Source organism: Kitasatospora purpeofusca, from assembly GCF_000718025.1.
GTDB classification, from domain to species: domain Bacteria; phylum Actinomycetota; class Actinomycetes; order Streptomycetales; family Streptomycetaceae; genus Kitasatospora; species Kitasatospora purpeofusca.
Map to the genome: position 1 here is coordinate 49,775 of NZ_JODS01000044.1, position 21,431 is coordinate 71,205.

Annotated in this window: 20 protein-coding genes and 3 pseudogenes; 8 read left to right on the forward strand and 15 right to left on the reverse strand. The window is 71.5% G+C overall.

Features of this window, described 5'->3' with window-relative positions; translation table 11 throughout:
- Positions 1-217: 217 nt before the first annotated feature.
- A complete protein-coding gene (locus IF01_RS44670; protein ID WP_051756974.1) occupies positions 218-934 on the reverse strand; it encodes a hypothetical protein in 717 nt (238 codons plus the stop codon).
- Between the two features lie 633 nt (positions 935-1,567).
- Here IF01_RS44670 and IF01_RS0137605 point away from each other — a divergent pair.
- On the forward strand, positions 1,568-1,978 hold the full coding sequence (locus IF01_RS0137605; protein ID WP_244215757.1) for a DUF4352 domain-containing protein: 411 nt from the start codon (positions 1,568-1,570) through the stop codon (positions 1,976-1,978).
- Positions 1,979-2,386: 408 nt separating this feature from the next.
- On the opposite strand, the gene IF01_RS0137610 is transcribed toward IF01_RS0137605, so the two are convergent.
- From IF01_RS0137610 to IF01_RS0137615, 3 genes are all read right to left on the reverse strand, one after another.
- Positions 2,387-2,806, reverse strand: a complete 420-nt coding sequence (locus IF01_RS0137610) for a hypothetical protein (RefSeq protein ID WP_030398129.1) — start codon at positions 2,804-2,806, stop codon at positions 2,387-2,389.
- A 433-nt stretch (positions 2,807-3,239) separates the two neighbouring features.
- A complete protein-coding gene (locus IF01_RS51905) occupies positions 3,240-3,683 on the reverse strand; it encodes an ImuA'/RecA-like NTPase (RefSeq protein WP_510991314.1) in 444 nt (147 codons plus the stop codon).
- A gap of 51 nt (positions 3,684-3,734) precedes the next feature.
- A complete protein-coding gene (locus IF01_RS0137615; RefSeq protein WP_030398130.1) occupies positions 3,735-4,877 on the reverse strand; it encodes a hypothetical protein in 1,143 nt (380 codons plus the stop codon).
- 199 nt (positions 4,878-5,076) lie between these two features.
- Between IF01_RS0137615 and IF01_RS0137620 the strand changes: the two genes are divergently transcribed.
- Positions 5,077-5,958, forward strand: coding sequence for a hypothetical protein (locus IF01_RS0137620; protein ID WP_157855458.1), 882 nt, complete (start codon positions 5,077-5,079; stop codon positions 5,956-5,958).
- Positions 5,959-7,097: 1,139 nt separating this feature from the next.
- On the opposite strand, the gene IF01_RS0137625 is transcribed toward IF01_RS0137620, so the two are convergent.
- The 3 genes from IF01_RS0137625 to IF01_RS0137635 are packed head-to-tail and all read right to left on the reverse strand — an operon-like array spanning position 7,098 to position 10,514.
- Complete coding sequence (locus IF01_RS0137625; protein ID WP_094745739.1) at positions 7,098-7,892, reverse strand: phosphatase PAP2 family protein; 795 nt, start codon at positions 7,890-7,892, stop codon at positions 7,098-7,100.
- Entirely contained in the window at positions 7,892-8,836 is a 945-nt protein-coding gene (locus IF01_RS0137630; RefSeq protein ID WP_030398133.1) for a YihY/virulence factor BrkB family protein, read from the reverse strand. The genes IF01_RS0137625 and IF01_RS0137630 overlap by 1 nt, the downstream gene beginning before the upstream one ends.
- A gap of 46 nt (positions 8,837-8,882) precedes the next feature.
- Complete coding sequence (locus IF01_RS0137635) at positions 8,883-10,514, reverse strand: bifunctional phosphatase PAP2/diacylglycerol kinase family protein (protein WP_244215759.1); 1,632 nt, start codon at positions 10,512-10,514, stop codon at positions 8,883-8,885.
- A gap of 110 nt (positions 10,515-10,624) precedes the next feature.
- Between IF01_RS0137635 and IF01_RS0137640 the strand changes: the two genes are divergently transcribed.
- From IF01_RS0137640 to IF01_RS0137655, 4 genes are all read left to right on the forward strand, one after another.
- Complete coding sequence (locus IF01_RS0137640) at positions 10,625-11,878, forward strand: phospholipase D-like domain-containing protein (protein ID WP_078880665.1); 1,254 nt, start codon at positions 10,625-10,627, stop codon at positions 11,876-11,878.
- A gap of 563 nt (positions 11,879-12,441) precedes the next feature.
- A complete protein-coding gene (locus tag IF01_RS0137645; RefSeq protein WP_037782668.1) occupies positions 12,442-13,488 on the forward strand; it encodes an AraC-like ligand-binding domain-containing protein in 1,047 nt (348 codons plus the stop codon).
- A 71-nt stretch (positions 13,489-13,559) separates the two neighbouring features.
- On the forward strand, positions 13,560-13,970 hold the full coding sequence (locus IF01_RS0137650; protein WP_030398137.1) for a peptidase inhibitor family I36 protein: 411 nt from the start codon (positions 13,560-13,562) through the stop codon (positions 13,968-13,970).
- Positions 13,967-14,797 (forward strand): hypothetical protein, encoded by an 831-nt coding sequence (locus IF01_RS0137655; protein WP_030398138.1) that lies wholly within the window; start codon positions 13,967-13,969, stop codon positions 14,795-14,797. Before IF01_RS0137650 ends, IF01_RS0137655 begins: the two co-directional genes overlap by 4 nt.
- A gap of 467 nt (positions 14,798-15,264) precedes the next feature.
- Here the strand turns inward: IF01_RS0137655 and IF01_RS48735 are convergent, their stop codons facing one another.
- Positions 15,265-15,414, reverse strand: a complete 150-nt coding sequence (locus IF01_RS48735) for a hypothetical protein (protein WP_157855459.1) — start codon at positions 15,412-15,414, stop codon at positions 15,265-15,267.
- Between the two features lie 200 nt (positions 15,415-15,614).
- On the opposite strand from IF01_RS48735, the gene IF01_RS0137665 reads away from it, so the two are divergent.
- Positions 15,615-15,968, forward strand: coding sequence for a hypothetical protein (locus tag IF01_RS0137665; protein ID WP_030398139.1), 354 nt, complete (start codon positions 15,615-15,617; stop codon positions 15,966-15,968).
- A gap of 87 nt (positions 15,969-16,055) precedes the next feature.
- Here the strand turns inward: IF01_RS0137665 and IF01_RS49450 are convergent.
- Positions 16,056-16,193 (reverse strand): annotated as a pseudogene (locus tag IF01_RS49450) (IS5/IS1182 family transposase); the annotation flags it as partial.
- Between the two features lie 343 nt (positions 16,194-16,536).
- On the opposite strand from IF01_RS49450, the gene IF01_RS0137675 reads away from it, so the two are divergent.
- Positions 16,537-17,778 (forward strand): IS110 family RNA-guided transposase, encoded by a 1,242-nt coding sequence (locus IF01_RS0137675; protein ID WP_030398141.1) that lies wholly within the window; start codon positions 16,537-16,539, stop codon positions 17,776-17,778.
- On the opposite strand, the pseudogene IF01_RS51670 reads toward IF01_RS0137675, so the two are convergent.
- From IF01_RS51670 to IF01_RS0137700, 6 genes and pseudogenes are all read right to left on the reverse strand, one after another.
- A pseudogene (locus IF01_RS51670) lies at positions 17,740-18,223 on the reverse strand (IS5 family transposase); the annotation flags it as partial. The gene IF01_RS0137675 and the pseudogene IF01_RS51670 sit on opposite strands and share 39 nt — an antisense overlap.
- A gap of 137 nt (positions 18,224-18,360) precedes the next feature.
- A complete protein-coding gene (locus IF01_RS44675; RefSeq protein WP_244215760.1) occupies positions 18,361-18,726 on the reverse strand; it encodes a tail fiber domain-containing protein in 366 nt (121 codons plus the stop codon).
- Positions 18,727-18,812: 86 nt separating this feature from the next.
- Positions 18,813-19,295 (reverse strand): hypothetical protein, encoded by a 483-nt coding sequence (locus IF01_RS0137690; RefSeq protein WP_244215761.1) that lies wholly within the window; start codon positions 19,293-19,295, stop codon positions 18,813-18,815.
- A 738-nt stretch (positions 19,296-20,033) separates the two neighbouring features.
- Positions 20,034-20,210, reverse strand: a complete 177-nt coding sequence (locus IF01_RS48740; protein WP_157855460.1) for a hypothetical protein — start codon at positions 20,208-20,210, stop codon at positions 20,034-20,036.
- 208 nt (positions 20,211-20,418) lie between these two features.
- Entirely contained in the window at positions 20,419-21,033 is a 615-nt protein-coding gene (locus IF01_RS42985; RefSeq protein WP_051756982.1) for a hypothetical protein, read from the reverse strand.
- A 91-nt stretch (positions 21,034-21,124) separates the two neighbouring features.
- Positions 21,125-21,431, reverse strand: a pseudogene (locus IF01_RS0137700) (hypothetical protein); the annotation flags it as partial.

The window sequence follows — 21,431 nt, forward strand, 5'->3', positions numbered from 1 at the left end:
CGTACGCGCGCCGTGACGGCGCCCTGGGCACTGCCCGGAACACTACCCACTGCGGGTACGCCGTACGCGGCGGGCGGCGGTTCCGAACCGGGGCTCAGGCCCGCAGGGTGCCGCTGGCCTCTCGGCCGTCGGCGTGCGCGGTGGTGACGGTACCGGCACGGGAAGAGCAGTGCCGCGGGTCGCTGCCCTCCGAGGTGACGACCCGCGGCACGTACGGTCACCCCTCTACGGGGTGGTCACTTTGCCTCGTTCCAGGCGGAGGCGGCCGGTGTGGTGCTGTTGGCGGCGAACACGGATTCGTCGAGGTCGATGTCGGCGTAGAAGACGCCCAGGTCGTAGCCGTCGCCCTGGGTGTTGACGGTGACGGTGATGGCTTGTGGTCGCCGTCGTAGACGACCCAGCCGAGGTGGCCGGTGACCGGGCCGGCGGCGGGCGTGCGGATGCCGTTGAGGGTGCCGGTCAGGGCAGGGCTGTTGGGCAGTTCGGGCTGGAAGCCGTCCCAGAGGTGAACGTGCCGGAGCGGTGCGCAGGGGTCCTCGTAGGCGATGGCGATGCTCCAGCCGCCCCAGCTGTGGGGTTTGACCACGGAGTCCATGTTCGCGCCGGTGTAGGTGCCGGTGCCGTGGCGCTTGACGAGGTCGGTGATGTCGGCGGAGGCCTGGTAGCTGCTCTCCTCGTCGGTGGTGATGTAGCCGATGGAGGGCTGGTCGTTGGCGATGTTGCGGTACTGGTTCTCGCCCGGGACCTTCAGGTAGATCTCGTCGATGCTGCTCTCGGGCAGGACGGTGTCGCCGATGCCGCGGGTTCCGCCCCAGTAGAGGCGGGCGTACTTCACGCTCGCGCCCGGGGGGAGGTTGAGGTCGGCGGAGCTGGCGGAGTAGATCGGGTCGCCGAGCGGGCCGATGGAGCCGGGGTCGATGTTGACGTACTTCATCTTCGGTGCCGCGCGAGTGGGCGGTGGGCGCGGCGAGCGCGCAGGTCGCCGAGGCGACGGCGACCGCGACGGCGAGCGTGCGGCGGGCAGAAGGGGTTCTGCGGGGGTGGGGCAACGGGTCCTCCGGTGCGAGGCGCTTGCGGGAATACCCCCACAGGAACACTACCTGGACCGTTCATCGGCCGATTCCCCCGAACGAGGGCGCGCCCGGCGCCCCGAGGCCGCCCCCCGACCGACCCGTGTGTGATCGAACAACCCCAGGCCGCCGTCCCCTGCGTCAGGGCCGAAGCAGTGACCGTGGACCGCACCAGGACAGGCAGGCCGCGGGCTGCGGGCCGGCGGTCCACAGCCCGCGGCCTGCCGGTGCGCGGCGTGGGGACGGGGATGCCGGGGAGATCGTGGTGGCCAGTGGTGCGGTGGTTGCCGAGGACGGAGGCTCTGATGCGACGTGTACTGATGCTCGGGTGGGGACTTCCGCTGATCGTGGCCGTTGCCGGGTGCTCGAGCGGGCAATCGGTCGTCACCTCGCCGCAGAGCAGTTCGGTGTCCTCACCTGTGTCGGGAACGCCTTCCGTCTCGTTCGGGGGGACGGCTTCCTCGGTACCCACCGCCTCGCTTCCGGCGTCCGCGTCGGTGGGGGACACCCTCGCCCTGTCGGGTACGAGCGGGGGTGAGAAGGCGGACGTCACCGTCGTCAAGATCGTGGACCCTGCCAGTGCCAAGGAGGCGTTCTCCTCCCCGAAGGCCGGCGAGCGCCTGGTGGCGGTGCAGTTCCGGATCCGGAACACGGGCACTGCGGTCTACGACGACAGTCCGAGCAACGGCGCCAGGCTCGTCGACAACGAGGGGCAGCAGTTCACCGCTCGGATCGCCACCGACACCACCGCGGGCCCGAGCTTCCCCGGCAGCGTCATGATCGCCCCGGGCGACACCGCACTCGGCTACATCACGTTCACGGTCCCGACCGCTTCCCGGGTGGCGAAGGTCCAGTTCGCGCTGAACAGCGGCTTCGCCCCCAGCACCGGACAGTGGACCGTGTCCTGACGGCCGGGGACCGGGGGCACGGTCCCCGCGGCTTCACCCTCCGTAACCGCCGACTAGACCGTTCCCGTGAACCGACAGGTTCCCTCCCCAAGTCACGACGAAGCGGAAGTGATGGCGCCACCGGAACCAGCGAGTACGCCGATGATCGTCCAGATCCCCTGATTCATAGGCGAGATCGTACTGATGGGTTGTAGCGCCTCTTGGTCGAATCTGGACAGCAAGCGCGTCGGGCGAGAGATCGGGCACGCGTGCTCATCAGACGTGAGGCAGTCGGCTCGCCGCCACCTGCCCCGTCGTCCTCGCCGCCGCCCCACCGGCCTGCCCCCAGGCACCCTCGGACCGTCTTGCCCTGCCTCCGGGGACGTAGCCTCGGAGGCCGCCGCGTTCCTGGTCGTCGCTGCCCACGAGTCAGATCGTGCGCGTGCAGACCGAACGGGTGCAGGACTCGCTTGCCACAATGTTGCCGTTCTCGTCGATCATCTCGATGACGACCCGCTGGACCCCGCCGGGGAGGGGGATGGAGAACGACTCGTTGAGGACCTGGTCCGGGCCGCCGGCGTATGCCCAGGGGCTGCAATAGCCTTGATCCTTCGCGCTGCCGTTGTAGGCGTCGGCACAGATAGCGCGCTGGCCGCTGGCCGCGTGCACGACGCCGCTGAGGGACGCCGTGTAGCCGCTCGTGAAGTGGATCGAGCCCGACGTCTGACTGTTGCCGTACGTCATGGCGAAGGGCTTGGTCACGTCGCCGGTGGCCGCCTGCGCCGGTGCGGCGGCGAAACCGAGCGCCGCGGCAGCCGCGATGGTGGTCGTCAGGAGAGTCTTGCGCATGTTCGGCACCTTCTTCGTCGGACGAGATTCGGTGGACGAGCGTGAGCGACCGACATCATCGTGCCTCCCGGCGACCGCGGACAAGGGCGCCACACCGGCCGCCGGGCACGGTGAGCCCCTCCTGCGCGTAGCCCCGTGGCACAACCCCCGCAGGACTACCCTCTGTTCTCTCTTCCCCCGGCTGCACGTGGGCTACCGGCGAAATGGGCCGCCCCAGGCGACGGAACGCGAGCCGGTTCGGCGGACCCGTCGATGCTGAGTGCGTTCACGTCGGCGCCGACGGCGGTGTCGGAGCCGTCGCCAGCGGGGAGCCAGAGTTCGGCGGTGCGCGGCCGGAGCGCGGCACCCCGCCCGGTGACGCGGACCTCGGCCCGGCGACCGGTGAGCTGGCCCCAGCCGTCGCCGAGCCCGCTCCAGAGTGCGCTGCCGGTCGTCAGGCGCAGGGCTGCGCCGTGCCACGGAGTGGTCGTGAGGAGCGTGGCGCCGGTCGCCCGGAGGCGGGCCTCCAGTCGCTGGAGTTCGCGGGGCCGGGGCGGCACGGGCGGGTCTGGAGGACGACCTCGCAGGCGCCGGCCAGGACCGAGGCGATCTCGCTCCACCGCTCCCCCGGGGTGTCGACGACGAGGAGGCGCTCCGGGGGCAGCCCGTAGGCGCGCGCGGCGGCCGGGCCCGGGGTCGGCATCGAGATGGCCGCGGTGCAGACCGTGGCGGCCGCGGCCGCCGGGCCGGCGACCAGGGCCAGGTTCCCTGTTGGATCTACTCGTTGAAGCCGAGGCAGGCAGGGGGGGCGACTGATCGGGAAGATACATCGCCTTCTCTGCGGGGGCGGTGTCGCGGGAGACGGCCTTGCAGATGGTGCTGATCGCTGTCTCCGAATGGGGCCTCACCGAGAGTTCGAGGTTCCCGTGCACCGGGCGGGCTGCCCCCATCACAGCTCGCGCAGCGGGGCGAGCACCTGCTTCACCGTGACGGCCATGTCGTCGCGGGCCTCCTGGGCGGTGAGGTCGGGGCGCAGGGGGACGGGAAGCTCCCACCATCCGTACTCCGAGGTGCGCGCGACGAGCGGCGGGTGGTCGAGCATCTCGCGCAGACGGTCGGTGGCGGCGTCGGCCATGCGCAGGTAGGCCGAACGGACGCGCTGGGCCGCGTCGTGGGTGAGGCCGCGAGGGTTGATGCTCAGGGTCAGGGGCGAGGGGAAGCCTTCGGTGCCCCACTTCACGGGTTCGAAGGCGGCGGCCAGCTTGCCGTCGGGGAGGTCGAACAGGGCGCCGTACCAGTCGAGGTAGTCGGCGGGGCTCAGGGTCCCGGAGGGCGACTTCCACCACTGGGGGTGGCGCGACGGCAGGGGGATCCCCAGCTCGTCGGAGACCAGGGCGCACAGGTCGTCGGCCGCGTGCACGGCCTTGGCGAACGTGAGCCCGGTGCCGCCCGTGGTCAGCTCCGCCGCGGTCCACTGGGAGACCTCTCGCTCGAACTGTGCCACCAGACCCTCCAGTTGGTGTATGTCCGACAGCAGGGCGAACTCGGCCGAGTCGGCCGCGTCCCGCCCCTTGAGTGCGTGGAGCAGTCGGCCCCAGGACGTCAGGCCGAGCCGCCGCTGCCGGGACAGCCCCAACCACCGCGTCCCTGCCTCGTCCGTGTGCCAGGCCGCATTGTTGGCCCGGATGCCGGCCTCGTCGACCCGGTCGGTCAACTGCGCGGCCAGCGCCGGGATGCGCTGGTCCGGGCAGACGAACAGCAGCGAGCCGCCGTCCTGGAGCCGCTCGGCGTAGCCGACCGGCTGGACCGGCTGCAGCGGGGCTCCGAACTTGCCCTCGACGACGAACCAGGTCAGCCCGTCGACCCGGCCCTCCAGATCGGTGATACCACCGTCGTTGGCGTCGTGCACCTCCGTCGCGAAGGTGACCCGCTCCCGGGCCTGCGCCGGCACCGTCCCGTCGGCCAGCAGTTGCACAAGCGCGGCGCGGGCCCGGGCGTGCTGCCCGACGATGTGGCACACCGCCGCCGTGGCGACCGGCTCGCGCCGTACCCCGAACCGGTGCGCCAGGTGCCCCAGCAGGCTTCCGTTCATCCTCGTTCCCTCCCCCACCCGACGAGTCCCTGGACGGGAGAGCGTAGCGCCACCCCCGACAGGGGAGGCGGAATCAACCCACTGCGGGCTCCGGCCTCTTCACCCTGGCGCGGACGGCCGACTCGCAGGGCTCGTCAGCACCCCGAGCCACCCTGGCGGGCGGCAGTGCCGAACGGATCGCCCTTTCCACTCCGCCTGTTTGCGTCACCTTCCCGGATCCCATGGCGTGAATTCCGCATTCCGCGTACGGCACGCCGCAGGGGCCGTACATTCGCCGGTACGGATGGGTGACAACGCAACGGGAGTGATCGTGGCAACGTTCGGTACGGACACCAGTGTGGGCTCGACCATCCTCGTCCTGGAGGAGCAACTGCCCGCCGTGGAGGAACGGTTGCGTCGGGCGCAGGCCGAACTCGACGCCGCGACCACCGAACGGGAGGCCGTCCACCAGGCTCTCGAAGCACTGCGGCGGCTGTCCGGTGGACCCGCTCGCACCGACGGGGACCGGAAGGCGCCTGCGGCCGATGCCCCGCCCGTACCGCCCGAGGCCGCACAGGACACCGAACAGGCCGCGTCCGCCCCCGCTGCACCGGTCCCTGCCGAGCCCGCCGCCGAGCCCGCCACCGTGGCGGCCGGCACGAAGAAGGCGGCGCCCGCCAGGAAGGCCCCGGCCCGAAAGGCCCCCGAGCCGAAGAAGGCAGCACGCACGCGGGCCACGGCCCGTGGCGCGAAGACGGGCGGCGGCGCCAGGACGGCGGTGAAGCAGGAGCCGGCAGCCCGGACCGGACGGACCGCGCCGCGGCCGCGCCCCGTCGACGCCACGCCCCCGACCACGGCATCGGCAGCGGCGTCGACCGCCGGGCGGCGAACGGTGACGGACGCGGACAGCATCCTGGCGGTCCTGTCCGGAACGGCAGAACCGATGCGTGCCCGCGAAGTGAGCGAGAAACTCGGACTGGAACCACTGCAGGCGAACGTCAACGCGGTCCGTACCCGGCTGGAGCGCCTCGCGAAGGACGGCCGGGCGCAGCGGCCCGGGCGGGGCCTGTACACGGCGACAGCGCAAGCGCCGGGGGCCTGAGGAGAGGAATCGGGTGTCCGTGGACCGGTTGACCAAGGCCGCGGCGCGTGTACGAGGTGATCCTGCGGGGCGGGGAGAGGTGCCCGCTCCGACGTACCACAGGCAACGTCCTGCCCGGGCGCGCTCGCTCTTCCTGAGGAGGGCGTCCTGCAGGAGCTCGCCCGTGCGCTGGTCGAGGAGGGTGGTCTCGATGGAGCCGCGTTGCCCTGCGTGCGCCGGCCGCTGCGGATCCTGGGCCGGTTCACGGTACGGCCGCCGCCGGGACACGGCTTCCACCTGATGCCGGTATGCCCGTGCCTGTCAGCGGACGGCCCGTCTCCGGTCATGGGGTGAACCGTGGTGCTGCCGGCGGACGGTCCAAGAATCCGAGCATGACCAACAACGCTGCGGCCGCCCCGAGGCCTTGCCCCGTCCCGCCGAGGTTCTGGCCGGAACATAGAGTGTCCTGTCGCACGGCATGGGCGCGGCAACGGATGTGCCGCTCAACCTGGAGCGGTTGGTGGACTCCGAGGCGAACGACGCGGCAGCGGATGCCTTCCGGCAACATGGCTTCAGAGCCGAGGACCACCTCCCCTTCGTACAGATGAACCGGCTGCTTCCGCTGCTCCCCGGCCCGATTGCAGCGCACACCCGGGACTCCGACCGGTCGGTCCGGGAGGCCGCCGTCGCCGCCTGCATCCCCCTGATCGACGACGCCCGGCTGCGGCACCATCGCACCGCGCTGATCCCCTCGGCCCGTCAGGTTCTCGCGGCCAGCACCCAACGGCCCTACCGGGAACGCGCGATCGACGCCTCGGAGGAATCGGGCGAGGACACCACAGGCCTCGTCGGCCGGGACCCGTCGGCATTCATCGACCCGGACCTCCCCCGCCGTGCACCCCGCCCGGGCCGGCCCGTCGAACGGTCGGAAGAACCACCGTTCTGGGACCAGGCCTTCTGCCACCGAGGACGACGACGGACAACCGACCCCGCCACAACGCAAGCTCCCCAGCCCTCGTACGACCGGAGACCTACCAACCGCACGATGCGACAAGCCTCCCGACAAAGCACTACCAGCCGGCTCTGTCACTACGTACGCGAAGAAGGACGCCGAGGACATCGCGCTCGGCGGCCGGCCCGGCCGGGGTCGGCCGCAGGCCTCACCGGCCGCCGGTCGCCTCGGGTTCCGCCGGCCCGTGCCGGGCGAGTTCGGGTTCCAGTCCCTCTGTGAGCGGTGGTGGCACGGACCGGCCGGTGTCGCGGCGCCACCCCTCGAACGCCCACGCCGTCGCCGCGACCAGTGCCAGCCCGAGCAGCCACCCGGCGAGGACGTCGCTGACCCAGTGCACGCCGAGCGCGATCCGAGTGCACCCGACCCCGAGGACGCTGATCACCGCCGCCGTCCGCGCCGCCGGCAGCCACCGGCGGCCCAGCACCGGGGCGAACACCAGCAGCAGGACCGCCCAGCAGGTGGCGGCCGTCATCGCGTGCCCGGACGGGAAGGAGAAGCCGGGGGCGTGCGCCACGGGATCGGGCAGAGCGGGGCGGGCCCGGGCAACGGTGACCTTCACCGCCAGGCCCGTGAGCCCGGACGCGGTGACGGTGGCAGCCGCCCACACCGCGAGCCGCCAGGCCCTGCGCCACAGCAGCCAGCCGACGGTCGCCGCGATCAGCAACCGCATCGTCAGCGGGTCCCACACGCCGTCGCTGAGGACGCGCAGCACGGCGAGCACACCGGGGCGGTCGCGGACCGACGCGTGCAGGTGCCCGGCGGTTCCGGCGTCGAGCCATTGCAGCGGTGGCCAGTTCGCCTCGATCAGCACGAGCAGCAGCGCGACCGGCACCGCCGCGACGCCGAACGCGACGACGCCGGCGAGAAGGCGCTCCCCGAGTCGGAGGTCCGCGGTACGCAGCGACGGGCGCAGCGGGGTGCGGTGGCGTCCGGGCCGGCGGATCACGATCCGCTCCCTTCCGGATCGGGCAGGACCGGGCCGGGCCGCCCGGTGCGGTCGGCCTCCAGCTGGGCGGCGAAGGCAAGACCGAGGAACAGGGCGATCGCGGTCAGGTAGGCCCAGACCAGGAAGGAGAAGACGACGCTGAGCGGCCCGTAGACGGCGTCGAAGGAACCGCTGACGCGCAGGTACAGCGTGAGCAGCCAGGTCGCGGCGAGCCAGAGCACCAGGTGGACACCGGCGCCGAAGGCCAGCCAGCTGTAGCCGGGTTGGCGGCGGCGCGGGGCCCTGCGGAAGATCAGGGCGGTGGAGGCGAGGGTGAGCAGCAGGCCGATCGGCCAGCGCAGCAGCGTCCAGGCGGTGGTGGTTTCGGTGCCCAGGCCGAAGACCTGGTCGGCCGCCGCGGCGACCTGCGGGCCGGCGACGAGGACGAGGAAGCCGGTGCCGAGGGGCAGGCCCGCGCCTGCGGCCATCATGAGGCTTCGGCCGTACTTCCGGTCGAAGGGGCGGTCGCGCTCGATGCCGTAGATGCGGTTGGCGCCGCGTTCGATCTGGGACATGGCGGTCACCAGGTTGGCCAGCGCGAACAGGGCACCGAACCAGAGGGCGACGGTGCCGCCGGTGCGGTTGCGGCTGCGGTCGAGGACGTCATGGACCAGGTCGCCGCTGGATGCGGGGGCCATCCGCTCGATGCTGGCCGCGACCAGTTGGCCGAAGGGCCCTCCGTGCACCGAGGACGCGAGACCGACCACGGAGATCGCGAACGGCACCAGCGAGAGCACCATCTGGAAGGCGAGGGCGCGGGCGTGGCTGAACCCGTCGGCGTACCGGAAGCGCAGGAAGGCGTCACGGGCCAGGGGCCACCAGGCGCTGCGACGGAGCGTCAGCACCGCCTCGTCGGCGGACAGGTGCTCGTGGCCGGCGCCGACGCGGCTGGCGGTTCCCATCAGAGGTCCTCCGTCCGTCGGTGCCGGCGGCCGTGGTCGGTCCGTGTCATGCCGTCTCCCGTTCCTCTTGCGTGCGTGCTGTCCCCGCCCCTTCGAGCGACGTGTCCCGGGCGGTGCCGGGCAGTCGCACCAGCAGGGCGTCCGGGCGGACGCTCAGTGCGAGCACCCGGCCGTCCCCGACCGGGTCACCGTCGCACTCCCGCGGGCGGGCCCGGTCGGCGGTGAGTTCGATCCGGTGGCCGCGGAAGTGCTCCAGCGGGGCGGCCGGGCCGGGCCGGTGGGTGCCGGTGACCAGGCCGACCAGAGCGGCGCCCCAGCCGCGCAGGCCCTGCGGCTGCACCAGGACGAGGTCGAGCAGACCGTCGTCGGGCACGGCACCGGGGAGCAGGCGCACCCCGCCCTGGAGGGTGCCGACGTTGCCGACCACCGCCATCCGGACATGGCGCCGTACCGGGGGGCCGCCGTCGACGCGCACGGTCAGCGCGAACTGGCGGTCGCTCAGGTGCCGGATCGCGCCGACCAGGTAGGCGGGCCAGCCGAGGCGCCGCTTCAGGCCCTGATGGGTGGAGGCCATGACGGCGGCGTCGAGGCCCATCCCGGCCATGGTCGCGGCGGCCCGGGCGGGCAGACCGTCGCCCTCTGCCCGCATGAGGTCGATCCGGCGGGCGTGGCCCCCGAGGGCGGCGGCCAGTGCGTCGGCCGGGTCGGCCGGCAGGCCGAGGTTGCGGGCGAGCAGGTTGCCGGTGCCGCACGGGACGACCGCGAGGGCCGCGTTCGTCCCGGCGAGTGCGTCGGCGCAGGCCGTCACCGTGCCGTCACCGCCGCAGGCCGCCACCAGGCCGGCCCCACCGGCGACGGCACGCTCGGCCGCCGCCCGGCCGGAGTCCTCCGCGGACCCGGGCAGGAGCCGCGGAGGGTGGTGACCGTGGGCGGTGACGACCGCGTTCAGCCGTTGCAGCAGGGCGTCGTCCACGCTCACCGGGTTGTAGACCAGGGCGACGGATCCGCCGACCGGAGCTACGGGACCGGTGCGGTGCCGCTGCCGGGCGGGAAGCGTTCGGGACACCACCCACAGCGCCGCAGCGCCGTTCAACGCGCCCGCCACCACGTCGGTGGGGTGGTGCATGCCCCGGTACAGCCTGCTGGCTGCCACCAGCACCGGAACGGCCCAGAGCAGCGCGCACACCACCCGCCGCCACCCGTGCCCCGGGCGCAGCAGCAGCAGACCGAGGCCTCCGTACAGGGCGGTCGCCGCACCGACGTGCCCCGACGGGAAGCTGGAGGTCGGCAGCGCCCCGTCGAGCCGGACCACGTCCGGCCGGGCCCGGTCGACCAGGTGGGCGGCGGTCACGAAGAGGGCGGCCTGAAGGGCGACCGCGCCCGAGAGCAGCGCCGCGCCCCGCCAACGGCGCCCGACCAGCAGTGCGACGGCCGCGAGCGCCGTCACCGTCACGACGGCCGGAGTGAAGGCGAGCGCGGACAACCAGTCGCTCGCCGCGGTCAAGGCGGGGGTGCGGTGCGCGGCCAGCCAGGCCACCGAGCCCCGCTCGCCGGGATCCCACCAGCCGGCCGGCGGGTGGGTGATCAGCAGCCCGACCGCGACCAGCACCGCTCCCTGGGTGGTCGCCGCCAGCACCGGTACGCCGATCCGCACGGCGCGCGCCTGAGTTCTCGTCACGGACGCCGTGTCCCCCGATCTCCGGATTTCATCCCCTGGCGTGGACCCGCCGAGAACGGGTAGCGGAGCGTCTGCCATCATCAGCCCCTCCTCCGGACGGAACACCCCCGATGACCACCGAGACCGCACCCGGCTCCCGTCCCGTCGCGCACGCTTCGGCCGCCTCCGGACCCGGCCCCGTCGAACAGGCCGCCGCCGCCTCCGGACCCGACCGCGGCCCGACGCTGCGCCGTCGGCTGGAAGCCCTGATCGGAATCGCTGCCACCGAAGGCAACCTGCTGACGCCGTTGCGCAACGGAGACGAGATCTTCCCCGCGATGCTGGAGGCCGTGAACGCCGCCCGGCGGACCGTCGACCTGATGACCTTCGTCTACTGGCGCGGCGACATCGCCCGCCGGTTCGCCCACGCGCTGGCCCGCAAGGCCTCCGAGGGGCTGCGGGTACGGCTGCTGCTGGACGGGTTCGGCAGCAGGCTGATCGAGCCCGAGCTGATCGACCTGATGGAGAAGGCCGGCGTGCGGATCTCCTGGTTCCGGCGCCCGGTCAGGCTCTCGCCGTTCAAGCAGAACCACCGCTGCCACCGCAAGGTCATGGTGGTGGACGGCCGGATCGCGTTCACCGGTGGAGTCGGCATCGCCGAGGAGTGGTGCGGCGACGCCCGCCACCCGGGAGAGTGGCGCGACACCCATGTCCGGGTGGTCGGCCCCGCGGTCGACGGCATCGCCGCCGCCTTCGCGCAGAACTGGGCCGAGTGCGCCCCCGGAACGCTCTACGACGGGGCCGACCGGTTCGAGGAGCACGAGCAGCCGGGCGGCGCGGTGGTCCAGGTCGTCCGGGGCTCGGCCGCCGTCGGGTGGCAGGACCTGCAGACCCTGATGCGGGTGGTGATCTCCTCCGCGGAGCACCGGCTCCGCGTGGCCACCGCGTACTTCGCCCCCGACGACTACTTCGTCGACCTGCTCTGCCAGGCGGCGCGGCGCGGCGTCACCGTCGAGCTCCTCGTACCGGGGCGCCACACCGACAAGCGGGTCTGCCAGCTGGCGGGCGAGCGCCATTTCGGGCGGATGATGGCCTGCGGGGTGACGGTCTGGCAGTACGAGCCGACGATGATGCACGCCAAGGTCCTCACGTTGGACGGCACGATGTCCGTGATCGGTTCGGCGAACTTCAACCGCCGCTCGCTCGACCACGACGAGGAGGTGGTGCTGGCCGTGGTGGACGAGGAGTTCACCGCCCGGCTGGACCAGGACTTCGACCGGGACCTGACGCGCAGTCAGGCCCTCACGCCGTCCCGCTGGCGCCGCCGCGGCCCGGCCCGGCGCGCGATGGAGGCGGCAACCGCCCCGATCCGGCACTTCCTCTGAGCTTGCCGTTCAACCGTTTGTAGCGGTTCGTCGGGGTTTGATGCCCTCCTGGTGACGGGCGGGCCGGGGCGCGTGCGCGCCCGAGGCATTCGCCTACTTCCTCGGCATCGGACCGGGCACATCGGTGGACGGCGACAGGTAGAAGCTGGTGACGCTGCCGTCCGCCTGCCGGTCGAGGTGGCGCTCGCCCGGCCGCCGGGCCCATGGTTGTGGACCTCGAACGCTTCTCGAAAAACCTGCGCGAGTTGGACCTCATCTCCACCGCGGTTCGGGCCCGGACCACCGTAGCCGTCGCTGAGGCCGAATTCGGAGGTCGACCGCTTGTACACGGATCTCTCGATGCCCCGCATCCGCGCGTGTTCCGGCCACACGGGAATGGGTTCGGGCCGGATCAACTGAATCGCGGGGACCCGGCAGGTGCGCTCTGCCTACTGTCGAAGGGGCTCTTCGCAATTGTCCATGGGCGCCGCGCGGCCTCGATCGACCCGTACAACGCTGGATGTCCCTCCTGGACGCGGACCGGACCGTGCTCCCCTCATCTTGAAGCGGGAACTGGAGGTTTCGTGGGATATACCGTCCTGAGCACGACCAGTGTGCCGGCCGAACAGCGTTTCGACTTGTGGTGCGACCTGATAGGCCGTTCCGTCGCCCCCGTACGGGTCCGGAGCCGCCACACCTCCAACTTCCTGGCCGACGCCGGCTCCCTGGACCTGGGGGCGGTCCGGTTGACCACGATGTCGTTTCCGCCGATCCACTCCTTGCGCACGCCCGCGCTGATCAGGAATTCCGACCCCGAGGGCTATGAACTGGCTCTCATCCTGGACAGCGAGATGTCGATATCGCAGTCCCGGCAGGACAGCCGCTTGTCGACGGGCGACTTCGCTCTGTGGAGCACGTCGCTGCCGTACGAGGGCCAAGGACTGGGCGGGACGGCCGGCCCGCTGCTGCGCGGTATCGTGCTGCATCTGCCGCGTTCCGGGTTCCCGCTGCCCAGCGGCAGGGTGGACCGCGTCCTGGCCCGGGCGCTGCCGGGGCGCAGCGGTGCCGGCGCCGTGCTCGCCGCATTCCTGCGCAGCGTCGTCGACCAGGCACCGTCGCTGAAGGGGCCGGCGCTGGACCGGATGGGCACCGCGGCCTGGGAACTGACCGCCGCCTTCCTCGCCCACCACCTCGACGCACACGACCGCCTGCCACCGGAGGCCCGCACCCGCATGCTGCTGGCCCGGATCAACGCCTTCATCGAGGACAACCTGGCCGAGCCCGCCCTGTCCCCCGCGTCCGTCGCAGTCCACCACGGTATCTCGGTACGGACGCTCCACTATCTCTTCCGGCAACAGCGGGAGACCGTCTCGGCGACCATCCGCAGCCGCCGACTGGCGCGCTGCCACGCGGCCCTGAGCGACCCCGCCCTGCGTGCGCTGCCCGTTCACGCCATCGGCGCGCGCTGGGGCTTTACCGACGCCGCCACCTTCAGTCGCTCCTTCCGCAGCGCCTACGGCATCACCCCCGCCGAGCACCGGCGATCGACACTTCCCGCTCCCCGTGCCGCCCGCACCGGCTCCGGTCGCCTTGCGCGCGGTGTCAAGGAAGGCTGCGCCGACGAACAATGACACCGGCAAAGGTCCGACGCAGACTTCTCGCGCGGGGTCACGACGCCCCATCCATCGACCGAGGAGAGACCATGCGAGGAGCGAAGAAGCGCGCGCGAGGGCTGCTACTGGCAGCACTGGCCACGGCGAGCCTCACAGCGGGCACCGTGGCGGCGGCCGCACCGGCGAGCGCGGACAGTTGCATCAACGGGTGGTTCTGCCTCTACTACAACTCCAACGGAGGCGGTGCGTTCGTCAGGATCGGCGGGAACATCCCCAACCTGACGAACATCACGTTCAACGCCTGCGGCACCAACTGCAACGGCATCGGTGAGAGCGTCTGGAACAACGCCGGCTCGGCGCGGAACACCAACGACTTCTACGCAGCCACCGTCTTCTACCGGTTCAACTACCTGGGGGCGAGCGACTTCGTTCCGACCAACACCCTCAGCAACCTCCCCAGCACGAGGAACGAGGACGCCTCGGTGCTGTTCGGGCCGTGAACAGGCGGCCCGTACTGACGGCGTGCGCGGTCGCCGTCTGTGTCGCGGCCGGCGGAGCGGTGGGCTACACGGCCACCGCCGGGCGCGGCGCCGACGGTGCCGGGAGCACCCGGGCTGAGCTCCCGGTGCAGGCGTACCTGCTCACCTATCAGCAGCGCGACGATCTGAACAGCGCCTACGAACGGCTGGTGGAGCGCTGCATGCGCGAACGGGGCGCGCCGATCCAGCCGCTGGTGCATGTGCGCCCGCCCCTGAAGAACTTCCTGGAACGGCGCTACGGCCTGACCGATCTGGAACAGGCCGAACGGTACGGCTACGGGCTCCCTCCGTCCGGGGACGCCGCCGCGCCACCGACCCCGCCGGAGCTCACCGACGCTCAACGCCTCGTCTTCGAGGGCACTCCGGGTGACGAGCAGCCGCCGCAGGGCTGCTCGGACTGGGCCGTCCAGCAGCTCGGCGACACCGCCAGGGTCCGGGAGACACCGGTCGCCATGGAACTGCAGCGGAAGTCGTGGGACGTGTCGGCCAAGGACTCCCGCGTCGTGGCGGCGACGGCCAGATGGTCGTCATGCATGAGTGCGCTCGGCTACCACGCCTCCTCACCCGTGGACACGAGCGACAGGAAACCCGCCGACCAGGCGGCGGAGCGTGCACAGGCCGCCTCGGAAGTACGGTGCAGCCGTTCGTCCGGCGTCGTCCGCGAGTGGTTCGCAGTCGAGGCCGCGTACCAGGACGAGATGATCAAGCGGAACAAGGACGCTCTGTCGGCCGAACGGTCCGCCGCGCAGCGGGTCGCCGACCGGGCACGCGCGGTGCTCGACGGCTGACCGGGGCCGGCTGACGGCCGGGCGGGTGGCGCCGGACAGGCGGCTGGGCCGGGGCCGCCGCACGGGCACTCGTCACCAAGGGTGAGGGATTCGCTTCCAGGGCTTCGAGGTGATGAAGTCCACGGCGGCCGATCCGCGATCTTCGGTCCGAGTTCGGCGAATTCACCACAGCGGGCCAGGTCCGGGAGATCGCGGAGCTCGTCCCCCGGACCGGCCTTGTTCTCGTTCTCGCGCGGCTGACAATCAGCGCGGTTCGGCACAGCTGTGACTGTCCGTCGCGGTCGGAGAGGTGCTCACCGAGCCTCGCAGGTCACGAGGCTCGTCGTAGTCGGCGAATCCGCGCACGGATTCCGCCCTACTGGTTCACCACCGCCTGTTCCCGGGAGCAACCGATCACCAGCACCTGGCCGTACGTCGACAGGGAGGAAACTCACGGTGCCGGGGTCGGAGGGCCCCTGGCCAGGGGGTCAGCGGCGGTGACGGGCCGGGCCGCGGCGGCCGGGCCCGGCGGTCACGAGCCGGCGGGCTCCGCGGTGACGCCCGATCGGGCTCGTGGACATCACGACGGCCGCCACGGCGACGAGCGCCGGTAACGCGAGCAACAGCAGGATCATCATGAGCGGGCCTCCACAGGTGTCCGGTGCCGCATCGCCTGCCCCGTCCCTCCGCACCCACACCCCGGACCACTCGAACGGTTGCTGGCCGAACCCCGCCCGGCCGGCACACCGCCGGAACAGGAGAAGTCGCACGAATGCGTCCCCGATCGCCGGGTAGCCGCCCCTGCGTCACAGCAGGAACAACCGACGAGGAGGCAGTTGTGAGCAGCGGACTGTGGGGCTACGAAGGTGCCGGGGGCTACGTGGCGGGCAGCGACCTGACCGGCTTCCGGGTCGAGGCGACCGACGGCCACATCGGCAAGGTGGACAAGCACACCGAGGACGTCGACACCGCCCACATCGTGGTGGACACCGGCCCGTGGATCTTCGGCCGCGAGGTCCTCCTCCCGGCCGGCACCATCACCCGCGTCGACACGGACGCCAAGACCGTATGGGTCGGCCGCACCAAGGAGGACATCAAGAACTCACCCGAGTTCGACAAGGACAAGCACACCGACGACCCGGAGTACCGCCGGCAGGTCAGCGACTACTACACCGACGGCGGGCACCTCTGACCCAGACAGTTTCGTTTAGATCATCGAGCGGACCAGAGGAAGATTCCCGCGATGTGGAGCCCGGCCAGGCAGATGGTCGCGGTCTCTCTCACGGTCGAAGGCGGGCGGGCGGCCTCCACGGCTGCCGCGTCGCACCCGGTGGGCCCGTTGGTCCGCCGGAACGGGAATCACCGTCCGGATGCCCCGCCTGCGCAGATGGTCGCGGACGGCACGCGAGGAGTACGCCTAATAGGCATTGAGGGCTGGGAGTTGGATCAGCCCTGGCAGGGGCCGAGCGAGACGTCTTGCTGTATGCCGCGCTTCGAGCGCTTCGACAAGAGCGATGCGTGCGCGGCCCCTGCCGCTTGGGACTCGGCCGCCGTAGCGTGCCGTGGTTCGAGCCGTTCCCAGGGCCACCTCTTGATCAGCCGGAGCCGTGGAGCTCTTCACGAGAGCGAGGACCCTGGGAACAGCTGGGGCCACGGACGGCTGATGGGGTGGTGCGCCGGCGAGCGCTTCTATTAGGTCGCCGAGTGGTCCTGCCGCGGCTCGACGCCGGCGGACAGCGAAGGATCGAGAAGAGGCGCGAATGCACGTGACCTGCGGAATCGACTGGGCCGAAGACCATCATGATGTGGCGGTGGTCGACTCCGATGCCCGCCTGCTCGGCAAGCTCAGGATCAGTGACGACGCGGCGGGCTTCCAGGACCTGCTGCGTCTGCTCGCCGAGCACGGAGACACTCCCGACGAACCGATTCCGATCGCGATCGAGACCTCCCGGGGTCTGCTCGTCGCCTGCCTGCGCGCTTCCGGCCGACGCGTCTACGCGATCAACCCGATGGCGGTGGCCCGCTATCGCGACCGGCACACCGCCTCCCGCAAGAAGTCCGACCACCAGGACGCCGTCGTCCTGGCGAACATCCTCCGGACCGACGCGGAGCTCCACCGGCCTCTGCCGGGCGACTCCGACCTGGTCAGGGCGATCGCCGTCCTGGCCCGCGCCCAGCAGGACGCGGTCTGGGACCGCACCCGCGCCCACAACCGGCTCCGGTCCCACCTGCGTGAGTACTACCCGGCGATCCTCGAGGCGTTCGCCGACAAGCGGGAGCGGCTGCTGGCGCGGGAGGCCCGCGCAATCCTGGCAGTCGCCCCCACACCCGGCGAGGCCGGCCGGCTCACCCGCAGCCGGCTCAAGGCCGCCGTCACCCGCTCGGGCCGGCAACGGCGGATCGACGCCGAGACAGACAGGCTCCTCGAGGTGTTCCGTCGCACCCGGCTCCGCCAACCGGCCCTGGTGGAAGCGGCGATGGGACGCCAGACCCTCGCACTGCTCGCCCAGCTCGACGCGGCCTGCCGGGCCTGCGACGACCTGGCCCGGGCGACCGAGGAACTCTTCCTGCAGCATCCCGACGCGGAGATCATCACCAGCTTCCCCGGTCTGGCCGTGCTCACCGGCGCCCGGATCCTGGCGGAGATCGGCGACGACCGCACCCGGTTCGACACCGCCCGGGACCTGAAGGCCTACGCCGGAAGCGCCCCGGTCACGCGTGAATCCGGCCGCAGCCGCCGCGTCAGCCACCGCCGGATCAAGAACAGCCGACTCGCCGCCACCGGCCGGCACTGGGCCTTCGCCGCGCTCACCGCCTCACCCGGTGCTCACGCCCACTACAACCGGCGACGTGAGTCGGGCGACCGCTACTACGCAGCCCTCCGCCACCTGTTCAACCGCATGATCGGCCAACTTCATCACTGTCTGACCATTCGCCAGAAGTTCGACGAAGCCATCGCTTTCACCCCGCCGACGAAGCCCCACCTTGCCATCGCGGCTTGACCTCATAACTGCATGGGGTGTCTTGTCGGCCAGGACGACGTCCGGCCGGGTTCGGGGCCGCCCTCGCGGTCGGGGAACACGCAGGCGGGCCATCACGGCGGTGAACGCGGGTGCGTCGCCGGCTTGGCCCGCGGTGAGGACGAACGCCGGCGGGCGGCACCGGCCGTCCGCTGCCAGGTGGATCTTCGTGGTCAGCCCGCCGCGGGACCGCCCGATCGCGTGCTCGTCCGGCTCTCCGGCCGGGGCCCCCTTTTGCGGGCCCCGGCCGCATGCTGGTGTGCTCGCACGATTGTGGAGTCCACCGAGACCGCCCGGTCCAGCTCCTCGTCGGCGTCGGCCTGGGCCATCAGCGCGACGAACACCGTTCCCAGGTCCCATCGACGGCCCACGTCCGAAGCCGGTTGTAGACGCCCCGCCAGTTGCCGTACCTCTCCGGCGCGCACGTCCCTCCCGTGCCACCGCTGCGATCCAGGCTCACGCGGGCAGGCCGTCGCAGGAGCGCCCGAAGCCCCTAACCCGGACTTCGGTCCGGGTGGATCCCGTCAACAGTCAGAGCGAGAATGGCCCTGCCTGCGGGGAACCTCACGGTGTCTCCGGCGGGATGATCGAACGTGGGCGGGTCGGCGAAGGACGCGAAGGGCCGGTGTCCGCGGGCGCACTGTCCTGTGGTGAGCCTTCGGCGCTCTCGCCGAGGCGCCCGACTTCGGCGGTCAGTTCGTCGATACGGCGGTTGAGGGCCTGGATGCACACCAGCGAGACGCCGAGACCGTCGACGACGGGGATGGTGGTGTCGTCCCCGTTGAAGCCGAAGGCGGCGTGCCAGTCCTGGGCCATCGGCCCGAGGTGGCGCACGTCTTCGGGCTCCCACAGGTAGCTCCAGGTGCTGACGGGCAGCGCGGCCACGGTCTCCAGGACCGTGAAGCCGTTGACCGCACCGACCGGGGCCACCGCGCCACTCTCCCGCGCTCCGGCCGGACGACGAGTCGGGGTGTTGTGGTCAGCCGTCCGGGAGCGGCGGCGGAAGACGCCCACCTCTATCGGCTCCAGTCGACCGGGATGACGTCCTTCTTCAGTCCACGGTCGCTGAAGAGAAGGCTGCCATCGTCCCCGACGGTGATCGCTCCATGCGCGCTGGCCGGTGTATGAACGCCGTCACCGAGCAGGACGGCGTCGTAGCCTGCCAGCAATTCCTGGACTGTGCCGGGGCCGAGGTTCTCCGGCGCGGAGATCGCGGCGATGCCGCTGTGGTTCGTGTAGGCCGCCCCCAGCAGTCGACCTCCGGTGGTGTAGAACTGGACCTGAACGCCGCGGACGGGCTCTCCGGAGACGGCGTCGACGACGGTCGCGCTGATGTTCTCCAGCTGCATCTGCGTAATGTTCAACGAGCCCTGGCTCGCGGCGATGTTGACCGGCTGGAGGCTGGGGCATTCCGCGCCGGTACACGGCGAGGCCGGCGGGGTCGCCGCCGACGCGACGGCGCCGCTCCCCACGCCCAGCGGCACCAGAGCCGCTGCCATCACGGTGATGGTCCTACGACCCAAAGAGGCCATTTCCACTCCAAGTTGAATAGCCCACTCGCATTCCGAACAGCGCACTACGGCTGGGACGAGCGGGGCGCGCGTGCGGCACGCGACGAGTGCCGCCCTCTCCCCGGGCGACGCAAATGAGCGTACGGGCAGTAATCCGGCCCGACCGCGTGCCCATTGGGAGTACGCACAATCTGATGAATCATCAGCAGCGCGATGACGAACGCACTCGACGAAATGAGGGCACGCCGGCGACCGGTCGGCGGGCGGACACTCGGCGCCCGGCCGTCGCACCGGGCGAGGTGCGGCAGCTCTACAAGGATCTCGACGGTCGACGAGGTCCGGATCGGCTCGGCAGCGGACCTCGACCGGGCCATGCCGCTGCTGCGGGCGGGCTTCGGCGCGGTCGCCGTTCGGCGAGGTCGTGCGGCCCCGTGGACGGCCCCCGACAATCGGGCTGTACCCGTCGGTGACACCCAAGTCCGGCCTCCCGTGCGTGGCGGCCTCGCTGCGCCGACCGGCCGTCGGTGGCCCCTGGCCCACTCCCGGCCATAGCACTACGGGCCGTCAGGGAACTGCCCGCCGTGTACGGCCTCGGCGACGTCGACGGTCTCGGGGCGGGCGTGCCACTCACCGGGGAGCCGGGGGAAGCCGCACGCCGAACGCAACAGGCCAGGCCGGCCGCCTGACAAACTGTCGGCGACCGGCCCCGGGGGGCGTGAGTCCTGTTCAGCTGGTCTTGAACTTCCAGCCACCGAGGGAGGCCCACTGGCTCCAGCGGCTGCCGTTGATGTTGTAGGCGTGGGAGATGACGCCGTCGGTGCCGATGGCGATTGTAGGCGGCAGTCGGGCTGCCGGCGAACTTGTACTCGGGGCCGAGGGTGCTCCAGCCGCTCCACTGGCCACCGTTGAACAGGTAGTTGTGGGAGATCACGCCGTCCGTACCGGTCGCGAACACCTCGGTGACCTTGTTCACGGGGTTGTAGACCACGGCGGGGTTCGAGGCGAAGCGGTAGTCCGGGCCGAAGGTGGACCAGTTGGACGAACTTGTAGTCCCTGTTCATCGGCTGCCAACCGGACCAGGGCCCGGCGTTCATGTTGTACGTATGGTTGATCACACCGTCCGTACCGATACCGAAGAGCTCGATGGCGTTGGTGGCGGCGTTGAACACCGCGGTCGGACTTGGGCGTCGCCCGCCTCGCCCTGGTAGCGGTCGGGGTAGGCCGACTGCTGGACACCCTGACAGACAGTGCCGATCTGCTGGCTCTGCCACGTCCCACCCGGGTAGGTCCGCAGCATCGCGTTGATGAACGCGGTGGTCGACCAGGCCGGGTTCAGCCGCTGCTCGGTGGTGCCCCAGAAGTCCTGCTGCTGGAAGAGGCCGACACTGGTGTGGTCCAGCACGTTCGGGTTGTTCTGCAGGGTGGTCTCGACGATGGCGGTGGCCACGGCGATGACCACCGCCCGGTCCGGCAGCCCGAGGTCGCGGACGGTGGCGGCGATGGCCCGGGCACAGGAGACCCGGTACGAGGTCATGGCGTGGGCGAGCGTGCCGCTGAGCACCTGGTTGAGCTGGGCGGCGGCCGCGGCGTCGGCGCCGGTCACCGTCCCGCAGGAGCGGTTGGGGAGCAACGCGTGAGCCGGGGAGACTCCGACCGAGCCCGCTCCGACGACGGTTGCGGCCGCGAGGGTCAGGGCGTGCAGGCTGCGCTGGATGCGGCGGTTCATAAGGGTTCTCGCTCCTGGTGACGGGGGGACGGGAATAAGGCGAGCGGTGCCGGCCGCCGGTGGCAGGCGGGAACCGCTGCGCGGGCCGCGTTCAGGTGGTCTTGAACTTCCAGCCACCGAGGGAGGCCCACTGGCTCCAGCGGCTGCCGTTGATGTTGTAGGCGTGGGAGATGACGCCGTCGGTGCCGATGGCGACGGCAGTCGGGCTCCCGTTGAAGTGGAAGGCCGGGCCGAGGGTGCTCCAGCCGCTCCACTGGCCGCCGTTGAACAGGTAGTTGTGGGAGATCACGCCGTCCGTCCCGGTCGCGAACACCTCGGTGACCTTGTTCACGGGGTTGTAGACCACGGCGGGGTTCGAGGCGAAGCGGTAGTCCGGGCCGAAGGTGGACCAGTTGGAC

Bases quoted from the DNA above. Each gene is read 5' to 3' on its own strand.
- IF01_RS0137640 (WP_078880665.1), top strand. From the start codon at position 10,625: ATGACCACCGAGACCGCACCCGGCTCCCGTCCCGTCGCGCACGCTTCG.
- IF01_RS0137675 (WP_030398141.1), top strand. From the start codon at position 16,537: ATGCACGTGACCTGCGGAATCGACTGGGCCGAAGACCATCATGATGTG.
- IF01_RS0137610 (WP_030398129.1), bottom strand. From the start codon at position 2,806: ATGCGCAAGACTCTCCTGACGACCACCATCGCGGCTGCCGCGGCGCTC.
- IF01_RS0137630 (WP_030398133.1), bottom strand. From the start codon at position 8,836: ATGGGAACCGCCAGCCGCGTCGGCGCCGGCCACGAGCACCTGTCCGCC.
- IF01_RS48735 (WP_157855459.1), bottom strand. From the start codon at position 15,414: ATGATGATCCTGCTGTTGCTCGCGTTACCGGCGCTCGTCGCCGTGGCG.
- IF01_RS0137650 (WP_030398137.1), top strand. From the start codon at position 13,560: ATGCGAGGAGCGAAGAAGCGCGCGCGAGGGCTGCTACTGGCAGCACTG.
- IF01_RS0137690 (WP_244215761.1), bottom strand. From the start codon at position 19,295: ATGGCAGCGGCTCTGGTGCCGCTGGGCGTGGGGAGCGGCGCCGTCGCG.
- IF01_RS0137615 (WP_030398130.1), bottom strand. From the start codon at position 4,877: ATGAACGGAAGCCTGCTGGGGCACCTGGCGCACCGGTTCGGGGTACGG.
- IF01_RS42985 (WP_051756982.1), bottom strand. From the start codon at position 21,033: ATGAACCGCCGCATCCAGCGCAGCCTGCACGCCCTGACCCTCGCGGCC.
- IF01_RS44670 (WP_051756974.1), bottom strand. From the start codon at position 934: ATGAAGTACGTCAACATCGACCCCGGCTCCATCGGCCCGCTCGGCGAC.